Annotated in this window: 18 protein-coding genes; 9 read left to right on the plus strand and 9 right to left on the minus strand. The window is 63.7% G+C overall.

Annotated elements, in window-relative coordinates:
• Positions 1-50: 50 nt before the first annotated feature.
• The 4 genes from RFM68_RS22235 (at position 51) to RFM68_RS22250 (ending at position 3,119) form a co-directional block, all read left to right on the plus strand.
• The gene (locus RFM68_RS22235) at positions 51-944 is read left to right on the plus strand and encodes a ParB/RepB/Spo0J family partition protein (protein WP_320235163.1); all 894 of its coding nucleotides are present in this window, start codon (positions 51-53) and stop codon (positions 942-944) included.
• A 563-nt stretch (positions 945-1,507) separates the two neighbouring features.
• On the plus strand, positions 1,508-2,140 hold the full coding sequence (locus tag RFM68_RS22240) for a DUF1326 domain-containing protein (RefSeq protein WP_320235164.1): 633 nt from the start codon (positions 1,508-1,510) through the stop codon (positions 2,138-2,140).
• A 191-nt stretch (positions 2,141-2,331) separates the two neighbouring features.
• Entirely contained in the window at positions 2,332-2,634 is a 303-nt protein-coding gene (locus tag RFM68_RS22245) for a copper chaperone (RefSeq protein ID WP_320235165.1), read from the plus strand.
• Complete coding sequence (locus tag RFM68_RS22250; RefSeq protein WP_320235166.1) at positions 2,616-3,119, plus strand: DUF2182 domain-containing protein; 504 nt, start codon at positions 2,616-2,618, stop codon at positions 3,117-3,119. The genes RFM68_RS22245 and RFM68_RS22250 overlap by 19 nt, the downstream gene beginning before the upstream one ends.
• 39 nt (positions 3,120-3,158) lie before the next feature.
• On the opposite strand, the gene holA is transcribed toward RFM68_RS22250, so the two are convergent.
• Positions 3,159-4,202 (minus strand): DNA polymerase III subunit delta, encoded by a 1,044-nt coding sequence (gene holA / locus RFM68_RS22255; RefSeq protein ID WP_320235167.1) that lies wholly within the window; start codon positions 4,200-4,202, stop codon positions 3,159-3,161.
• A gap of 199 nt (positions 4,203-4,401) precedes the next feature.
• On the opposite strand from holA, the gene RFM68_RS22260 reads away from it, so the two are divergent.
• Positions 4,402-6,273, plus strand: a complete 1,872-nt coding sequence (locus tag RFM68_RS22260; RefSeq protein WP_320235168.1) for a DEAD/DEAH box helicase — start codon at positions 4,402-4,404, stop codon at positions 6,271-6,273.
• A gap of 366 nt (positions 6,274-6,639) precedes the next feature.
• On the opposite strand, the gene RFM68_RS22265 is transcribed toward RFM68_RS22260, so the two are convergent.
• The 6 genes from RFM68_RS22265 to leuD form a co-directional block, all read right to left on the minus strand.
• Positions 6,640-7,125, minus strand: a complete 486-nt coding sequence (locus RFM68_RS22265) for a GNAT family N-acetyltransferase (RefSeq protein ID WP_320235169.1) — start codon at positions 7,123-7,125, stop codon at positions 6,640-6,642.
• 4 nt (positions 7,126-7,129) lie between these two features.
• On the minus strand, positions 7,130-8,233 hold the full coding sequence (gene leuB / locus RFM68_RS22270) for a 3-isopropylmalate dehydrogenase (RefSeq protein ID WP_320235170.1): 1,104 nt from the start codon (positions 8,231-8,233) through the stop codon (positions 7,130-7,132).
• Between the two features lie 354 nt (positions 8,234-8,587).
• Positions 8,588-8,938, minus strand: a complete 351-nt coding sequence (locus RFM68_RS22275; RefSeq protein ID WP_320235171.1) for a VOC family protein — start codon at positions 8,936-8,938, stop codon at positions 8,588-8,590.
• Between the two features lie 64 nt (positions 8,939-9,002).
• A complete protein-coding gene (locus RFM68_RS22280) occupies positions 9,003-9,386 on the minus strand; it encodes a RidA family protein (RefSeq protein WP_320235172.1) in 384 nt (127 codons plus the stop codon).
• A 337-nt stretch (positions 9,387-9,723) separates the two neighbouring features.
• On the minus strand, positions 9,724-10,668 hold the full coding sequence (locus RFM68_RS22285) for an Ivy family c-type lysozyme inhibitor (RefSeq protein WP_320235173.1): 945 nt from the start codon (positions 10,666-10,668) through the stop codon (positions 9,724-9,726).
• 77 nt (positions 10,669-10,745) lie between these two features.
• The gene (gene leuD, locus RFM68_RS22290; RefSeq protein WP_320235174.1) at positions 10,746-11,351 is read right to left on the minus strand and encodes a 3-isopropylmalate dehydratase small subunit; all 606 of its coding nucleotides are present in this window, start codon (positions 11,349-11,351) and stop codon (positions 10,746-10,748) included.
• Between the two features lie 150 nt (positions 11,352-11,501).
• Here leuD and RFM68_RS22295 point away from each other — a divergent pair, with 150 nt between their 5' ends.
• The 4 genes from RFM68_RS22295 to RFM68_RS22310 all read left to right on the plus strand — a co-directional run bounded on the left by RFM68_RS22295 (position 11,502) and on the right by RFM68_RS22310 (position 13,343).
• The gene (locus RFM68_RS22295; RefSeq protein ID WP_320235175.1) at positions 11,502-11,921 is read left to right on the plus strand and encodes a GNAT family N-acetyltransferase; all 420 of its coding nucleotides are present in this window, start codon (positions 11,502-11,504) and stop codon (positions 11,919-11,921) included.
• A 91-nt stretch (positions 11,922-12,012) separates the two neighbouring features.
• On the plus strand, positions 12,013-12,327 hold the full coding sequence (locus RFM68_RS22300) for an ArsR/SmtB family transcription factor (protein WP_320235176.1): 315 nt from the start codon (positions 12,013-12,015) through the stop codon (positions 12,325-12,327).
• A complete protein-coding gene (locus RFM68_RS22305) occupies positions 12,324-12,773 on the plus strand; it encodes an SRPBCC family protein (protein WP_320235177.1) in 450 nt (149 codons plus the stop codon). Before RFM68_RS22300 ends, RFM68_RS22305 begins: the two co-directional genes overlap by 4 nt.
• A 39-nt stretch (positions 12,774-12,812) precedes the next feature.
• Positions 12,813-13,343, plus strand: coding sequence for an SRPBCC family protein (locus tag RFM68_RS22310; protein WP_320235178.1), 531 nt, complete (start codon positions 12,813-12,815; stop codon positions 13,341-13,343).
• On the opposite strand, the gene RFM68_RS22315 is transcribed toward RFM68_RS22310, so the two are convergent.
• Positions 13,304-14,014: a hypothetical protein gene (locus RFM68_RS22315; RefSeq protein WP_320235179.1), complete on the minus strand. Its 711-nt coding sequence runs from the start codon at positions 14,012-14,014 to the stop codon at positions 13,304-13,306. The two genes, RFM68_RS22310 and RFM68_RS22315, sit on opposite strands and share 40 nt — an antisense overlap.
• A gap of 307 nt (positions 14,015-14,321) precedes the next feature.
• Positions 14,322-15,488, minus strand: coding sequence for an NAD(P)/FAD-dependent oxidoreductase (locus RFM68_RS22320; RefSeq protein WP_320235180.1), 1,167 nt, complete (start codon positions 15,486-15,488; stop codon positions 14,322-14,324).
• Between the last annotated feature and the right edge of the window lie 94 nt (positions 15,489-15,582).

The following is a 15,582-nucleotide window of genomic DNA, read 5'->3' on the forward strand; positions in this document are numbered from 1 at the left end:
CAGCTTTGGTTAACTAGCCGATTCGATACCGAAACGATCTGGACAAACTAATGAGCGAAGACCAATCAAGAAAAAGACTGGGCCGCGGCCTCGCGGCGCTGATCGGTGAAATCGACCGTCCGGCGGCGCCCGAAAAGCCGAGCGCGGCGGTGGCGGCCGACGGCAAGGTGCCGATCGAGTTCGTCAGGCCTAACCCGAAGAACCCGCGCCGTCATTTCGGCGATGCCGAGCTCACCGACCTTGCCCAGTCGATCCGCGAGCATGGCGTGGTGCAGCCGGTGGTGGCGCGCCCCTCGCCTTCGCAGCCCGGCCGCTACGAGATCATCGCCGGCGAGCGGCGCTGGCGGGCGGCGCAGCGCGCTGGCCTGACCGAGATCCCGGTCATCGTGCGCGACGTCAACGACCGCACCGCGCTGGAACTGGCGATCATCGAAAACGTGCAGCGCGCCGACCTCAATCCGGTCGAGGAGGCGCAAGGCTACCAGCAGCTGATAGACGAGCACGGCTACACGCAGGCCGATCTCGGGCAGGTGATCGGCAAGAGCCGCAGCCACGTCGCCAACACGCTGCGGCTGCTGAAGCTGCCCCATGTTATCCACGACATGCTGGTCGACGGCGATCTGTCCGCCGGTCATGCCCGCACGCTGGTCACCGCCGAAGACCCGGCCGGGCTCGCCAAGCGCATCGTCAAGGAAGGGCTTTCGGTGCGCCAGGCCGAGGCGCTGGCGCAGATGCCCGCCGGCCCGACGCCAGCCAAGGCGAAGTCCGCGACGAGCGCGCCGGAGAAGGATCCGGATACGCTGGCGCTGGAAAAGCTGGTGACCGACACAATCGGCATGATCGTTAGCATCGAGCACAAGGGCAAAGGCGGCACCCTCAAGGTCAATTATCGCTCGCTGGAGCAGCTGGATGAACTGTGCCGGCGGCTGAAGGACGAGCGGTAGGCGGCTGGGATGTAACGGCGTTTAGCGGAACATAAGGTTCTGGTTTAAGGTTGGATACGCCTGATATATCGGTGATAAACATCAAAAGGGCTGGCGATGCGCCGGCCTTTTTGTTTGCGGTGGTGATTGGCGAAAGCCGAGGTGCCAGCTGATCTCCCCTCGTGTGCGGGGAAATGTCCGGCAGGACAGAGGGCGCGCTGTCCTATCCTTCGTCATTCTAGAGTCTGCGCGCTTCGCTTCGCTTCGCTTCTTGCTTCGCCCTAGTCGCAGCTTCACAGCGACAACCCTCTGTCCCCTTTGGCGACTTCTCCAGGGGCTCGCGCCGCCATACTCGATTGCCCTGACCAGCCGTGGCGCCGGCCTGTGCCACGGCACTATCCGCCGGCGTCGGAGCCTGCGGCTTGACAGTGCAGGGCAACGGCGTACCCTATATTAGGTATAACTTAAATTATGCCCTGGGCGTGCCGGTCAGTCGCGGTGAGGGCTATCTGCCGTTCCCACACTGTTCGCGAATGGCACCGCCTCGCCTAACGACATGCCGACGCGCCTGACGCAAATGGGAGGTGCAAGTGGCAGTCAGTTGGCAATTGTCTGGAAGTTACTTCGAAAACTGCAATTGCGATGTCGTGTGTCCTTGCCTGTTGTCCACCAACGCGCAACTGACATCGAGGCCGACGAGAGGCTTTTGCGACGTCGGCTTGGTCTTTCATATCGACAAGGGCAGTTACGGCGACGTTCCATTGGATGGGCTCAGCGTCGCAATGGTTGCGCACACACCGGGTCCGATGGCGGAAGGCAACTGGACGGCTGCCGCCTATATCGACGAACAGGCTGATGACAGGCAAACAGAGGCGCTGGGCGCGATCTTCACCGGCGCCGCGGGCGGTCCGATGGCTGCCTTCGCGCCGATGATCAGCACCAATCTCGGAGCCAGGAAGGTGCCGATCAAATACCAAATCAACGGCAAAAAGCGGTCGGCGGAGATTGCGGGCGTGATGCAGTTGGCGGTCGAACCGCTGCCGACAATGCGCGAGGATGGGCAGATGTGGGCGGCCACCGGCCATCCCGTCAATCCCGACTGGCTCGGTCTGGCGATGGGGGTAGAAGGCAGCACGTTCAACGACCATGGCATGAATTGGGATAATTCCCGCCGAAACGGCCACTACGCCCCGATCAACTGGTCCGGCCAGCACTAATGCATGTCGCCCGAAACTGCGCGGCGGTTTCGGGATAACGACATGCATTAAAGCAAAGATGTCGAATCGACCTGAAATCTGAATCCGGCTCTGAATCAAAGAGATAGAGCATGATGTCGTCCGAAAGCCGCTTCACACTTTTCGGCATCATGCTTTAGTCCTTGCCCCGCACAATCGGAACGGGCTCGCCGATGATGCTGACGTTGCAGCGAAACATTATCCTCGCGCTGCTGATCGCGGCCGCCGCGGTGGCGTGGATCCCGCTTGTCCGGCAGCAGACCGGCATAGGCGCGGATATGCGCATGGGCATGTACTCACCCACCATGGGTATGGGGGCGACGCTGTTTCTTGCCGTCTGGATGATCATGATGGTCGCCATGATGTTTCCGACAGCTGCGCCCATGATCCTGACTTTCACCAAGTCCAGAGCGGCAAAAGGGGCCGCGGCGAGACCTTTATCTCGACCTGGGTGTTCGTGTCCGGGTACATGCTGATCTGGGGGGTGACGGGCGTTCTCGCCTTTGCCGGCGCGGCAGGGGCGGAGATGCTTGCCGGGCGTGTGGGATTGTCCACGGCGACGGCCGCGCGCATCGGCGGCGCGCTGCTGATGGTTGGGGGCGCTTACCAACTCTCCCCGCTGAAAGATCTGTGCCTGGCCAAGTGCCGTACGCCGATCGGTTTCATCCTGACCTCATGGCGCGATGGTCATTGGGGCGCGGCCTGGATGGGCCTGCAGCATGGATCTCTTTGCCTGGGCTGCTGCTGGCTTTTGTTTCTCGCCCTTTTTCCTCTCGGGATCATGAACGTCGCCGCAATGGCGGTAGTCACCTTGCTGATCTTTGCTGAAAAGACTCTCCCGTCAGGAAAAGCGATAGCAAGGGCGTCGGGTGTCGCCCTGCTCCTTTATGGCGCGGCGGTGCTGGTCTTTCCACAGGCGCTACCGACCTTCCAGCCGGCGGACGGAATGATAATGAATTGACCAATAAAGCGCGTCGCGATGAAACGCTCTAGAAGGCAGCTACCGCTGCCCCAGCCTCGCGCTCTCAATCGCAATGCCGAGCAGCGCCTGTCTTGCCAGCGCCTCGGACAAGTCCGGCCGTTTACGTGTCTGCAGCACCGCTGCCTGCAGGCGGTTCAGCGCGCGACTGAGCGCCTCGACATTCCAGCGCTCGAGCGCCTTTTCCACCAGCTTGCGGCGCGAGAAGAAAACCGGCGGGCGGGCGCCGGCGACGACGGAGGCGGCGTTGCGGCCGCCGGTTTCCATCTGGCCGCGCATCACCTGCATCGCCTGCAATTGCCGCATTGCCGAGGACAGCACCAGAAACGGGTGGCCGCCGGACTGGCAGTGGCGGTTGAAGGCGAGGTCGAAGTCGCCGACCTTGCCGTCCAGCATGGCGTCGACCGCGGCGTCGAAGGAGGCCCCGGAGACATCGCCGGACAGCGCGTTGACATCGTCGACGCCGATCTCCTTGCGGCCGTGAGCATAAAGAACCAGCTTCTCGATCTCGCCGCGCGAGGCGAGCCGGTCGCCGCCGAGATTGCGGCGCAGCGCCTGCCTGGCGTCGAGCGCCATCGACATGCCGGCCTTGCGCAGCTCGTCGTCGATCACCGTATCGAGGTCGCGGGCCTCGTCGGCATAGCAGGGCAAGGCCATGGCATTGCCGGCCGCCTCGACGATGGCCCGCAAGCCGGTGCCCTTCCTCAGGTCGCCGGCTTCGATCAGGATAATCGCATCCTGCGCTGGTTCGGTCGTCAGCGCCTTGATGTCGTCGGCCAGCGCCTTCTGGCCGCTGGCATTGCGCACCCAAAGCAGCCGCCGGTCGGAAAACATCGGCACGGTGCGCGCCTCGTCGAGCAGCCGGCCCTGGTCGCGGTCGACCTCCGCGCCGTCCAGCTTGACGACCGAGAACGGGTCGTCGAGCGGCAGGCCGGTTTTCGTGGCGAAGGTCTTGGCCCGCTCGGCGACGAGGCCGCGATCGGGACCGTAAAGCAGGACGATTGCCGTGGCCGGATCCGGCCTCGCGAGCCACGAATCGACCTCGTATCCTTTCTTCTGTGCCATGCGGGTGAGTTAGCATGAGGCGGGGTGGGGGAACCAGCGTCCTCTCCTTCTCCCACAAGAGGAGAACGGAGAGGGGGCGGCGCCCGCTCTGTACAACCGGAGCCGCAAGAAGTACGAACGCCCAAATACCGTTTGGCTTGGCGCAGTGCCGGCCTTGTGCTCCACGACGAGCCAGAACCCCGAATTCCGAAAGAAGACGATGTCCAGTTTCGAAACGATTGTTCCTGCGCTGGCAGAGGCGCTGGAAAAGCGCGGTTATGCAGCGCTGACGCCGGTGCAGAAGGCGGTGCTGGGACCGGAGCTCGGCGAAGCCGACGCGCTGGTTTCGGCGCAGACCGGATCCGGCAAGACCGTCGCCTTCGGCCTTGCCGTGGCGCCGACCCTGCTTGGCGGCGCGGCGCGTTTTGCCGATGCCGGCGCCCCGCTGGGACTGGTCGTGGCGCCGACGCGCGAGCTGGCGCTGCAGGTGCGGCGCGAGCTGGAATGGCTCTACGAACTGACCGGCGCCCAGATAGCCTCCTGCGTCGGCGGCATGGACATGCGCAGCGAGCGGCGCGCGCTGGAACGCGGCGCCCATATCGTCGTCGGCACGCCCGGCCGGCTGCGCGACCACATCACGCGCGGCGCGCTCGACATGTCCGCGCTGAAAGCGGTAGTGCTCGACGAGGCCGACGAGATGCTCGATCTCGGCTTTCGCGAGGATCTCGAATTCATCCTCGACGCCGCCCCCGCCGGGCGCCGCACGCTGATGTTTTCCGCCACCGTGCCGCGCTCGATCGCCACGCTGGCCAAAAGCTACCAGCGCGACGCCGTGCGCATCTCGGCCGGCGGCGAGGAGAAGCAGCATCTCGACATCGAATACCGGGCGCTTTCCGTCGCCCAGGCCGATCGCGAGAATGCCATCATCAACGTGCTGCGCTACTACGAGGCGGGGAACGCACTGGTGTTCTGCAACACCCGCGCCGCCGTCAACCATCTGACCGCGCGCTTCAACAACCGCAATTTCTCCGTCGTCGCGCTGTCCGGCGAGCTTAGCCAGAATGAGCGCAGCCATGCGCTGCAGGCGATGCGCGACGGCCGCGCCAAAGTTTGCATCGCCACCGACGTGGCGGCGCGCGGCATCGACCTCCCCAATCTCGAGCTGGTCATCCATGCCGACCTGCCGACCAATCCGGAGACGCTGCTGCACCGCAGCGGCCGCACCGGCCGTGCCGGGCGCAAGGGCGTCAGCGCGCTCATCGTGCCCAACAATGCCCGTCGGCGCACCGAGCGGCTGCTGCACAATGCCGGCCTGGCCGCGACATGGGCGAGTCCGCCCTCGGCCGACGATGTTTTGCGCCGCGACGATGAGCGCATCCTTGCCGATCCGGCCTTCAGCGAACCGGTGAAGGACGAGGAGCGCGGCTTCGTCGGCACGCTGCTCGAGCAGCACGGCGCCGAACTGGTGGCGGCGGCTTTCGTGCGGCTGTGCCGCTTCAGCCGCTCGGCGCCCGAAGACCTGCTCGACGTCGCGCCCTTCGCCCCTTCAGGCGACAGGCCCGCCCGCCGTGACGAGGCGCCCGCCCGCCGCGACGAGTTCGGCGACAGCGTCTGGTTCTCGCTGTCGGTCGGCCGGCGGCAGAATGCCGAGCCGCGCTGGCTGATCCCGATGCTGTGCCGCACCGCCGGCATGTCCAAGCGCGAGATCGGCGCCATCAAGATGCAGCCGGAAGAGACCTTCGTGCAGATCGCCGCCGACTGGGCCGACCGGTTCCTCGCGGCGATCGGCCCCGACCGCAAGCTGCAGGGCAACATCGCGGTCAAGCGGATCGACGGCACGCCGGATCTGTCGCGAGCCGGCTACCAGCCACAGAGGCCGGACAAGAAGCCGCATCGCGGCAAGGGCGCTTTTGACCAGGGTGCGCCCGGATTCGAGAAGCGGGCGCCAGGCGAGCGTCCGCCTGCCGGGGCGCCGGAGTCAAAACCCTGGGCAAAAAAGCCCGGCAAAGCGAAATTCGACAAGCCAAAGTTCGACCGGCCGAAATCCGACCAGCCGGCAAAGCGCAAGATGCAGAAGAAGCGGCCAGCGTAGGATCGCGACGGAAGCCGACCCGTGGCGAAACGCCTGCATTCTCTTTCGGTGGCAAATCGCAACCTTGGAGATTGGCCGAAGCGCCCGAACTTCGTCATCCACGGGCGAAGCGGACGCGTAGACCCGAGGATCCATTCCGTGACCTCGCGCGAAGAGTAGAGGCGGTGCGGTACAAGGGCCGTTCTGGATCGCTGCAACGCTCATAGGTCACGGAATGGATTCTATGGTCTGCGCTGCGTCGCTTCGCTCCTTGCTCCGCCATAGAATGACGAAGGCGTTGGTGCTGCCGGCTCGAGCGCGTCGCGCTGACCGGCTGGCTTGCCTTGCTTTGCTACACCCCGGCTCCGGCGCAGATACCGGCCGACGTCAGGTTCTGGCGATCTTGTTCAGCGCCGCTTTCGGCAGCCGCAGAAAAAGCTTTTGGCCATGGCGCTCGGCGCCGAGCCGACTGTAGAAGCGCAGCGCCCCTTCGTTCCAGTCCTCAGTGGTGAAGTCGATGCGACCGATGCCCTTGCGAAGGCAATGATCGGCGAGAAAGCCGACCAATGCGCGGCCGACGCCCTTGTCACGGGCGCTGTCGCGCACGAACAGATCCTTCAAAAACATCAGCCTTTCGAGATCGATGCCTGGGTGCGCAATTGCCACCGAGGCGAGGCCGGCCACCTCGTCATCCACGAAGGCCAAAGCGAAATGCGGATGGGCCGGGCTCTCATCGCCGAGCCATTGCCGCGCGGTGGCCGCAGCGAGGCTGTGATCGAGCGGCGCCTGCCGGTAATGCGCCGCCATCTCGCAAAGCATCGTGGCGAGCGCTTCGGCGTCGTCGACCCTCGCCCAGCGAACGTCGACGGTCATACGATCAGCCAAGAAACTTCGCGATGATAGCGTCGCCCATTTCGGTGGTGCCGACTTCCTTCATACCCGCCGAGAAGATGTCCTTCGTGCGCAGGCCGTCGTCGAGCACGGCGGCGATTGCAGCTTCGAGCTTATCGGCTTCGGCCACCATGCCGAAGGAATAGCGCAGGCACATGGCGAAGGAGGCGATCATGGCGATCGGGTTGGCGATGCCCTTGCCGGCGATGTCGGGCGCCGAGCCGTGCACCGGCTCGTAGAGCGCCTTGCGCTTCTTGGTCTTGACGTCAGGCGCGCCGAGCGAGGCCGACGGCAGCATGCCGATCGAGCCCGTGAGCATGGCGGCGATATCGGACAGCATGTCGCCGAACAGATTGTCGGTGACGATGACGTCGAACTGCTTCGGCCAGCGCACCAGCTGCATGCCGCCGGCATCGGCCAGCATATGGTCGAGTTTGACGTCTGAGTAGCGCGCCTGGTGCGTCTGGCTGACCACCTCGTTCCACAGCACGCCCGACTTCATGACGTTGCGCTTTTCCATCGAGGTGACGTGGTTCTTGCGCGTCCGCGCCAGCTCGAAGGCGACGCCTGAAATGCGCTCGATCTCAAACGTGTCGTAGACCTGCGTGTCGATGCCGCGCTTCTGGCCGTTGCCGAGATCGATGATCTGCTTCGGCTCGCCGAAATAGACGCCGCCGGTGAGCTCGCGCACGATCAATATATCGAGGCCCTCGACCACGTCCTGCTTGAGCGACGAGGACGCGGCCAAAGCCGGATAACAGATCGCCGGACGCAGATTGGCGAACAGCTCCATGTCCTTGCGAAGACGCAGCAGGCCGGCCTCGGGGCGGACCTCGTAAGGCACCTTGTCCCATTTCGGCCCGCCGACGGCGCCGAACAGCACCGCATCGGCCATCATCGCCTTTGCCATGTCGGCATCGGAAATCGCCGCGCCATGCGCATCGTAGGCGCAGCCGCCGACCAGCCCCTCCTCGGCGGTAAAGCCGCTGCCGAGCTTATCGTTCATGGCCGCAATCAGTTTCTTCACCTCGGCCATGGCCTCGGGGCCGATGCCGTCGCCGGCGAGCAGGAAGAGATTTTTCGAAGCCATGGAGAACCGTCCGGAAAGAATGAGTTTCTATTTGCACAGCGTCCCTTGCGCGCCGAAGAGGCGCGCGGCGCTGTGCGGCCGGCGCCTTGCTAAACGCCAGACGCTTGCGGCGCAAGGGGATGAAGACTCCGCTCCGCCCCTTGACCCCTTGCCGGCCTTGCAGAACTTGGGTTCCTCGCCCCCGCCAGAGGCGGGGGAGAGGTGGCCGCGAAGCGGTCGGAGAGGGGGCTCTCATAGGGCGCTCCCCCTCTCCGTCTCGGCTACGCCGAGCCACCTCTCCCCCACTTCGTGGGGGCGAGGAACCCAAGCTGGAACAGCGCCGCGCTGCCCTTCCGCAAAGCGCATGACAAGCTCTCACCGATGCGACAGAATATTGACCAGCCTGCCGAACGGGTCGCGCACATAGAAGCGCCGCACGCCCCAGGGCTCGTCGGCCGGACCGTATTCGATGGCGAAGCCGGCGGCCTTCATGGCGTCGAGCGACGCGTCCACATCGTCGACCTCGATCGAAAGGTCCGGCACCGGCGTATCCGATCCGCCTTGCGCCATGAAGCTGATCTGGACTGCCATTGTCTGTTGCGAGCCGTAAGTGGCGATCCAGCCCATATCCATGAGGAGATCGAGACCGAGGACATCCTGATAGAAGCGCTTTGCCGCCGCAATGTCGCGCGTTTCGGTATTGGCGACGATGCGCAGGACTTTCACCAGGTGCCGCTCCTTGGCTATGCCTGCCGTTGTCTCAGCCGCTTCGCCCTTTGGGCGACAGGCATCAAGCCGTGCGCCGCAGTGCCGTCACTTCGATCTCGATCTTCATTTCCGGCTTGTTGAGCTGGCACACGATCATCGTCGCCGCCGGGCGGATGTCGCCGAACGCCTCGCCGAGGATCGGGAAGACCACGTCAACAAAAGCCTGGTCGGTGATGTAGTAATGCGCCCGCACCACATCGGCCATGTCGAAGCCGCTATCGCGCAATGCCTTGGCAATGGTGGCGAGGCAGTTGCGCGTCTGCGCCTCGACCATGTCGGGCATGGTCATGGTGGCATAGTCGTAGCCGGTCGTGCCGGAGACGAAGCACCAGCCGCCCTGCACCACCGCGCGCGAATAGCCGGCGGTCTTTTCGAACGGCGAACCGGTGGAGATGAGCTTGCGCATGGGGGCCTCGCGTTGGGTTTGTCGGCATTGCATCTAGCAGCCGAAGCGGCATCGGTCGTGGGCCAAGCGAAGCGGGCCATTGTCACGACGGCAGACGCAAGCCTCGGAGATTGGCCGCAGCCATCCCTCCCATCGTCATTCCAGGGCGGAGCAAGGAGCGAAGCGACGCGCGCAGACCCTGGAATCCATGCCGTTACGCCGAGGCGTTGCGGCGGCGCAGAATTCTGCGCTGTCCCACTCCACGGCAACGGTCACGGCATGGATCCTCGGGTCTGCGCTCCGCTACGCGTCGCTCCGCCCGTGGATGACGAAGCCGCGCGGGTCGCGAAGCCGTGCGCTAATTCCCCGACCCTTGCGCGTCGTCATATGCCTTCTTGATATCGGCCGGCCAATCCTTCACCGGGGGCCAGGCTTGCGGCTCGCCATTGTCGCCGCGGCGGGCGAAGTAGACCTTGTGCTTGGCCGGATCGACCGCCATGAAGCCGTCATTGCCGCCGCAATCATGCGGCACGCAGCCGGTGGCGTAGAAGGCGCCCGATGCCGTCTTTTCGGTGCCGCCGCCGACCAGGAGGCTGGTCGTCATGTCGGACATGTCCTTGCCGAGCAGCGCCTCGCCCGCCTTGTAGACGGCCTCGTTGTGGAAGGCGTCGATGATGTTATCGAATTTCGACGGATCGACATCCTTCCAGTCGGTGCCGGGTTCCGGTGTGTAGGTCAGGTTGCCGGACGTCGTCAGCCCTTCCGTGGGCGACCATTGCAGCGTCGGCCTCGTCTCTCCCGGCAGCAGATAGGGCACGAAATAGATGGCGCCGTCGGAGACGGCTGCCGGCGGCGCGCCACATTCGTCCTGCTCGACCGTGGTGGTCTGGATCTCGCCGTCCTTCGGCTTCCAGACGATGACCTTGGCCGGGCCGCATTGATTGCCGCCGTCACCGACATCGACCAGCGCGACGTTGACGTCGCCGATCTTGACGATCTTGTCGAAAAAGACGTCGTAGTTGCTGGCCAGCTGCTTGCCGTCATAGGACAGCACCTTCTCGCCGTCCTGCTCCGGCTGCGTAATGGTGAGCTGCCCGCCCTCGAACGGTATCGGCGCCTGCTTATCATCGTCCGACGCGGCCTGGTCGTTGCCTGATCCCTGGTCCGTCGCGCCTTGATCGGCGGCCGGCTGGTCGGACGCAGCGGGCGCCGGCTGCGCGGCCGGTGCGGTGGTCTGCGCATTGGCGCCGACCGCGACGAGAAGAATAGCCGCCGAGGCGCAGGCCAGAAGCGAGCGTGTCATGACTGTCCCTCCATTCAGCCGCGAGCACAGCCGGCAAGGGGCGGGCCTGTCGATTTGAAGCCGTACCGCTCAGTCTCTCAGGCCCAGGGGCGCAGCTCGGCGTTCTTCTTCTCGAAGGACGCGATGGCGCCGGCCTTCTCCATGGTCAGCCCGATATCGTCGAGGCCGTTGAGCAGGCAATGGCGCTTGAAGTCGTCGAGGTCGAACGCGACCACGCCGCCATCCGGCCCGCGGATTTCCTTGGCCTCGAGATCGATCGACAGCGTCGCGTTCGAACCGCGCGAGGCATCGTCCATCAGCTTGTCCAGATCTTCGGGGCTGACGGTGATCGGCAGGATGCCGTTCTTGAAGCAGTTGTTGTAGAAAATGTCGGCGAACGAGGTCGAGATCACGCAGCGTATGCCGAAATCGAGCAGCGCCCAGGGCGCGTGCTCGCGGCTCGAGCCGCAGCCGAAATTGTCGCCGGCGACCAGGATCTGCGCCTTGCGATAGGCCGGCTTGTTGAGCACGAAATCCGGATTCTCCGAACCGTCCTCGTTGTAGCGCATCTCTGCGAACAGGCCGCTGCCAAGCCCGGTGCGCTTGATCGTCTTCAGATAATCCTTCGGGATGATCATGTCGGTGTCGACATTGACGATCGGCATCGGCGCGGCGACGCCGGTGAGCTTGGTGAATTTGTCCATGGTCCTTGCCCGTCTTGATTGCTGGGGGCACGGTTTACACAAAGCGCCGGGCAAATGAAAGGCACGTGTTGGCGGTTCGGATTGGACCATCGACCACAACATCGACACCACCCGCTTTCAAAACGCCGGCCTATCTGGCACCTTGGCGGCATGGTCTCCAAGGTTCTCTACGCCAGCGAGCCCACACTCGAAGTCGCCGAATTCCGTCGCGTGCTGGTGGAATCCGGCCTTGGCGAGACGCGTCCCATCGATGACGAAGCCCGGCTCAAGACGATGCTCGGCAATGCCAATCTGGTACTGACGGCGCGGCTCGATATCGAGGGCAAGCCGCTGATCGGCATCGCGCGCGGCATCACCGACTTCTCGTGGGTCTGCTACATCTCCGAACTCGCCGTCGCGGCGTCCGCGCAAGGGCTGGGCGTCGGCAAGGGCCTGATGGAGGAAGCGCGGCGTCAGCTCGGGCCTTCGGTAGCCATCAGCCTGATCTCCGTGCCCGTTGCCGTCGGCTTCTACGAGCGCATCGGCATGGCGCGCATGACCGACGCCTTCTGGTTCTCCCGCAAGCGCTGACTTCCCCAGCCGGCTCATAGGCTGCAGGCGACAATTTCTTCTGGCTCGCCGCTTGACATGCAACCAAATGGTTGCATATTAGGCCATGAGCATGGATGCTGTCTTTCGCGCCTTGGCCGACCCGACCCGCCGGCTGCTGCTGGACAGTCTCCATGCCCGGAACGGGCAGACGCTGAACGCGCTGTGCGAACACATGGATATGACGCGGCAGGCGGTGACCAAGCACCTGGCGATCCTCGAGGAGGCGAACCTCGTCACCACCATGCGTCGCGGCCGGGAGAAGGAGCACTACCTCAACCCCGTTCCGATCAACGAAATCGCCGAGCGCTGGATCGGCAAGTTCGAGCGCCATCGGCTGACTGCATTGAGCGACCTGAAGCAACGTCTTGAAAGGGAAGAGCCGTGAGCGAGAACAGCTTCGTCTATGTCACCTATATCCGCACAACGCCCGAGAAGCTCTGGCAAGCGCTGACCGATCCGGAATTCAACCGGCAGTTCTTCCTCTGCTCGCATCAGGAGAGCGACTGGAAGGTCGGCTCCAGCTGGAAGCTGATTTTTCCTGATGGCCGTGTCGCGGACTCGGGCGAGATCCTGGAAATCGACCCACCCAAGCGCCTTGTCATCAAATGGCGCAATGAATGGATGCCCGAGGTGAAGGAGGACGGCTACACACGCTGCACCTTCGCCATCGAGCAGGACGGCGAGTTGACGAAACTCGCCGTCACTCACGAAGCGGACGGCCCGCACAAGCTGATCCCCAACGTCTCCAAGGGTTGGCCACTGGTGCTGGCGAGCCTCAAGAGCCTGCTCGAGACCGGCAAGGGTTTCGAGCGCCCGCCGTCGAAGGGTTGATGGTCGTTTCGGAGTCGAAACAATCTGGAGGAGGTCGCGATGATGCTCCGGCATTCCTGGCCGCATGCCATGGCGAATGGCGAGACTGCTATGGCCCTTGCCGAGGTCCCTGCCCGTCCAGAGCAGGTCTTCGCCGCACTGGTCACAAATGAAGTCGAACGCTGGTGGGGCTCGTCCGACACTTACCTTATGACCGATTGGGCGGCCGATCTTCGCGCCGGCGGCCGCTGGAATGTCCTTGTGAGAACGACGGATGGCCGCAGCCTGCCTGCGAGCGGGATCTTCCTCGAAATAGAGGCGCCGCGCCGGATCGTGCACACGCGAAGATACGACTGGGACCACCCGACGCTCGGCCGGCGTGAGACGACCGTCGCCTATCTCCTGGAATCAGTCGCCGGCGGCACAAGATTTACCATCTGCCATGGCGGTTTCGGCGGCCTTGCCGAAGCCGCGGCCGAACATGCCGACGGCTGGGCACGCGTGCTCGGCTGGTTGCAACGCTATTTCGGCGCGGGTAACCCGGTCTGGACTCAGCAGGAAACCAGGCGATCCTCGATCCCGCCGAGGTAGGTTTTCCATATGTGGTCCGACAGCTGGCGACGATAGTCCGGATTTGTCGCGAGCGAGCGGTAGGAGGCGCCGCCGACATGAAAAAGGGCTTCGTCGAGCATGTCAAAGTCGGCGATTTTCCCCTCGACGTTCACCGCGACGGATTTTGAGTGGGCCATCTCGAAGTCGGCTGCAGGGTGCTTCGAATACAATGCCGGCCAGTTGCCGCCGCCAGTATCCATTCCAATATCGAGCCGATTTCTGAAGTCAAGCTTCGCATACTCGACAGTAGGGAAATTGTAGAAGCAGAGGCCGGCCCAGTAATACCAGCCGGGCTCGTCTTCGACAGTCTGGTATAGATAGCTGGACTGGGCATGCAGCGACAACCCATAACCGATCTTGCGTCCGACGCGTTGCGCGATATCGATCGGTCTGACCGGGAAGCAATCGTGATCGATGAACCCGAACATGTCGGGTTTGAGGTGCTTGACGATGTTGTGGAAGACCCAGGTCTGGGAGATGCCGTGTGATCTGGAAGGATTCGTTTCGAAATTTCTGGGCAGCCGGAAATACGCGACCCCGCGCCGCGCGCAGACCGCTTCGATCGAAGCTTGCGCATCTTGCTTCGACGAATTGTCGATCACCACAAGCTTGGTCCCGGTTGGGAATATCTGCCAAGCCTTGGTGAGCACGTCTATGATCCAAGGGATATTGAATGCGATTGTGAAGCAATAATTCCGCTCGGGTTTCTCGCTTAGACCGCGGGCGAATGCATGGCCTTTTGACGCGGCGCTTCCCAGGAACTGGCGGTACAGGATCTCGTGGCGGAGTCCCAACAGCAGTTGGACTCCCCTTGTGCGCCGAAAAAATTCGACAGCCTTTCCAGACACTGTTTGCCCCACGCGCCCAACAGGGCCGACAGTTACATGACAAAGCCGGCATGAGGCAACGACATTCGTCGACAGAACCGGATATTGCCGGCCGGGCCGGGCTTTCCGCTCAAATGACGTTCAATTCCCTGAACGCCCTACCCTCCGCCACGCGCTCGTACCCGAACGCCGTGCAGTCGATCGTCCGGTAGCCGCCATGCACGATGAGCTCGGCGAGCGACTTGCCGACCGCGGGCGCCTGCTGCAGGCCGTGGCCGGAAAAGCCGTTGGCGAAGAGGAAGTTTTCCACCTCCGGATGCGGCCCGATCACCGCGTTCTGGTCGAGCGTGTTGTAGTCGTAATGCCCGACCCAGGCGCGGGTCGGCTTGATCGCCTCGAAGGCCGGGATGCGGGTGGCTAAAATCGGCCAGATCACCTCTTCGAACAGCGGCCACTCGACCTCGAAATCATTTGGATCGGGTGCATGATCGCCGCCCTCCGGCTCGGCGCCGCCGGTGATATAGACCGAGCCCTCCGGCCGTACATAGATGCCGGAAGGATCGACCAGCAGCGGCATGTCGGCATATTTTTCGCGCGCCTCGAAGACGAAGACGTTGCGCTTGCGCGGCTCGACCGGCAGCGCCAGGCCGGCAAAAGCCGCGACCTTGCCGGCGTTCGGCCCGGCGGCGTTGACGACGATGCCGGTAGCAAGCGTCTCGCCATTGTCGAGCGAGACGCTGGTGACACGGCCACCGTCGCGCGCGATGCCGGAGACCGACGCCGTGATGAAATCGATGTTCTTGTCGCGCAGCGCCTTGCGGAACAGCGTCAGCATGGCATGCGCGTCGAACCAGCCCTCGCCGCTGCGGCCAAAGGCGCCGGCGGAAATGCCTTCGGCCGACAGCCACGGGAAGCGCTTGGTGAGTTGGTCGGCGTCCTCCAGCACGATGTCAGCGCCCTCGGCGACCTGCGTCTCGTGATTGGCCTTGAGGATCGGCAGACCGGCCTCGCCGGCAAGGATCAGATAGCCGCCCTCGCGAAAGCCGATATCGGCGTCGGCGCCAAAGGTCTCCTTCAGCCGCCGGAACAGTTTCAGCGTGAACTGCGACAGACGGATGTTTTCAGGGATCGAGAATTGCTGGCGGATCGAGGCGCACGACAAGGTCGTCGCCGCGTGGGAAAATTGCGGATCGCGTTCGATCAGCGCGATGGAACCCGTAAAACCTTCCTCGCGCAAATAATAGGCGACGGAGGACCCGAGGATGGCTCCTCCGATGATGACGATGTCGTAGCGCATTTTTTCTCCGATCAGAGCAATTCCAGGAAAAGTGTGTAACGGTTGGGCTCGGCGCCGTCGCCTTCCGTCCGGAATTGCGTAGAAACAAATACTT

Source organism: Mesorhizobium montanum, from assembly GCF_033977145.1.
In the GTDB taxonomy this organism is placed as follows: Bacteria; Pseudomonadota; Alphaproteobacteria; order Rhizobiales; family Rhizobiaceae; genus Mesorhizobium; species Mesorhizobium montanum.

What these genes read in the sequence shown, in the direction of transcription:
- holA (WP_320235167.1), bottom strand. Translation starts at nt 4,202, where the DNA reads ATGGCACAGAAGAAAGGATACGAGGTCGATTCGTGGCTCGCGAGGCCG.
- RFM68_RS22245 (WP_320235165.1), top strand. Translation starts at nt 2,332, where the DNA reads ATGATGCTGACGTTGCAGCGAAACATTATCCTCGCGCTGCTGATCGCG.
- RFM68_RS22235 (WP_320235163.1), top strand. Translation starts at nt 51, where the DNA reads ATGAGCGAAGACCAATCAAGAAAAAGACTGGGCCGCGGCCTCGCGGCG.
- leuB (WP_320235170.1), bottom strand. Translation starts at nt 8,233, where the DNA reads ATGGCTTCGAAAAATCTCTTCCTGCTCGCCGGCGACGGCATCGGCCCC.
- RFM68_RS22300 (WP_320235176.1), top strand. Translation starts at nt 12,013, where the DNA reads ATGGATGCTGTCTTTCGCGCCTTGGCCGACCCGACCCGCCGGCTGCTG.
- RFM68_RS22310 (WP_320235178.1), top strand. Translation starts at nt 12,813, where the DNA reads ATGATGCTCCGGCATTCCTGGCCGCATGCCATGGCGAATGGCGAGACT.
- RFM68_RS22295 (WP_320235175.1), top strand. Translation starts at nt 11,502, where the DNA reads ATGGTCTCCAAGGTTCTCTACGCCAGCGAGCCCACACTCGAAGTCGCC.
- RFM68_RS22260 (WP_320235168.1), top strand. Translation starts at nt 4,402, where the DNA reads ATGTCCAGTTTCGAAACGATTGTTCCTGCGCTGGCAGAGGCGCTGGAA.
- RFM68_RS22285 (WP_320235173.1), bottom strand. Translation starts at nt 10,668, where the DNA reads ATGACACGCTCGCTTCTGGCCTGCGCCTCGGCGGCTATTCTTCTCGTC.
- RFM68_RS22320 (WP_320235180.1), bottom strand. Translation starts at nt 15,488, where the DNA reads ATGCGCTACGACATCGTCATCATCGGAGGAGCCATCCTCGGGTCCTCC.
- RFM68_RS22280 (WP_320235172.1), bottom strand. Translation starts at nt 9,386, where the DNA reads ATGCGCAAGCTCATCTCCACCGGTTCGCCGTTCGAAAAGACCGCCGGC.
- RFM68_RS22265 (WP_320235169.1), bottom strand. Translation starts at nt 7,125, where the DNA reads ATGACCGTCGACGTTCGCTGGGCGAGGGTCGACGACGCCGAAGCGCTC.
- leuD (WP_320235174.1), bottom strand. Translation starts at nt 11,351, where the DNA reads ATGGACAAATTCACCAAGCTCACCGGCGTCGCCGCGCCGATGCCGATC.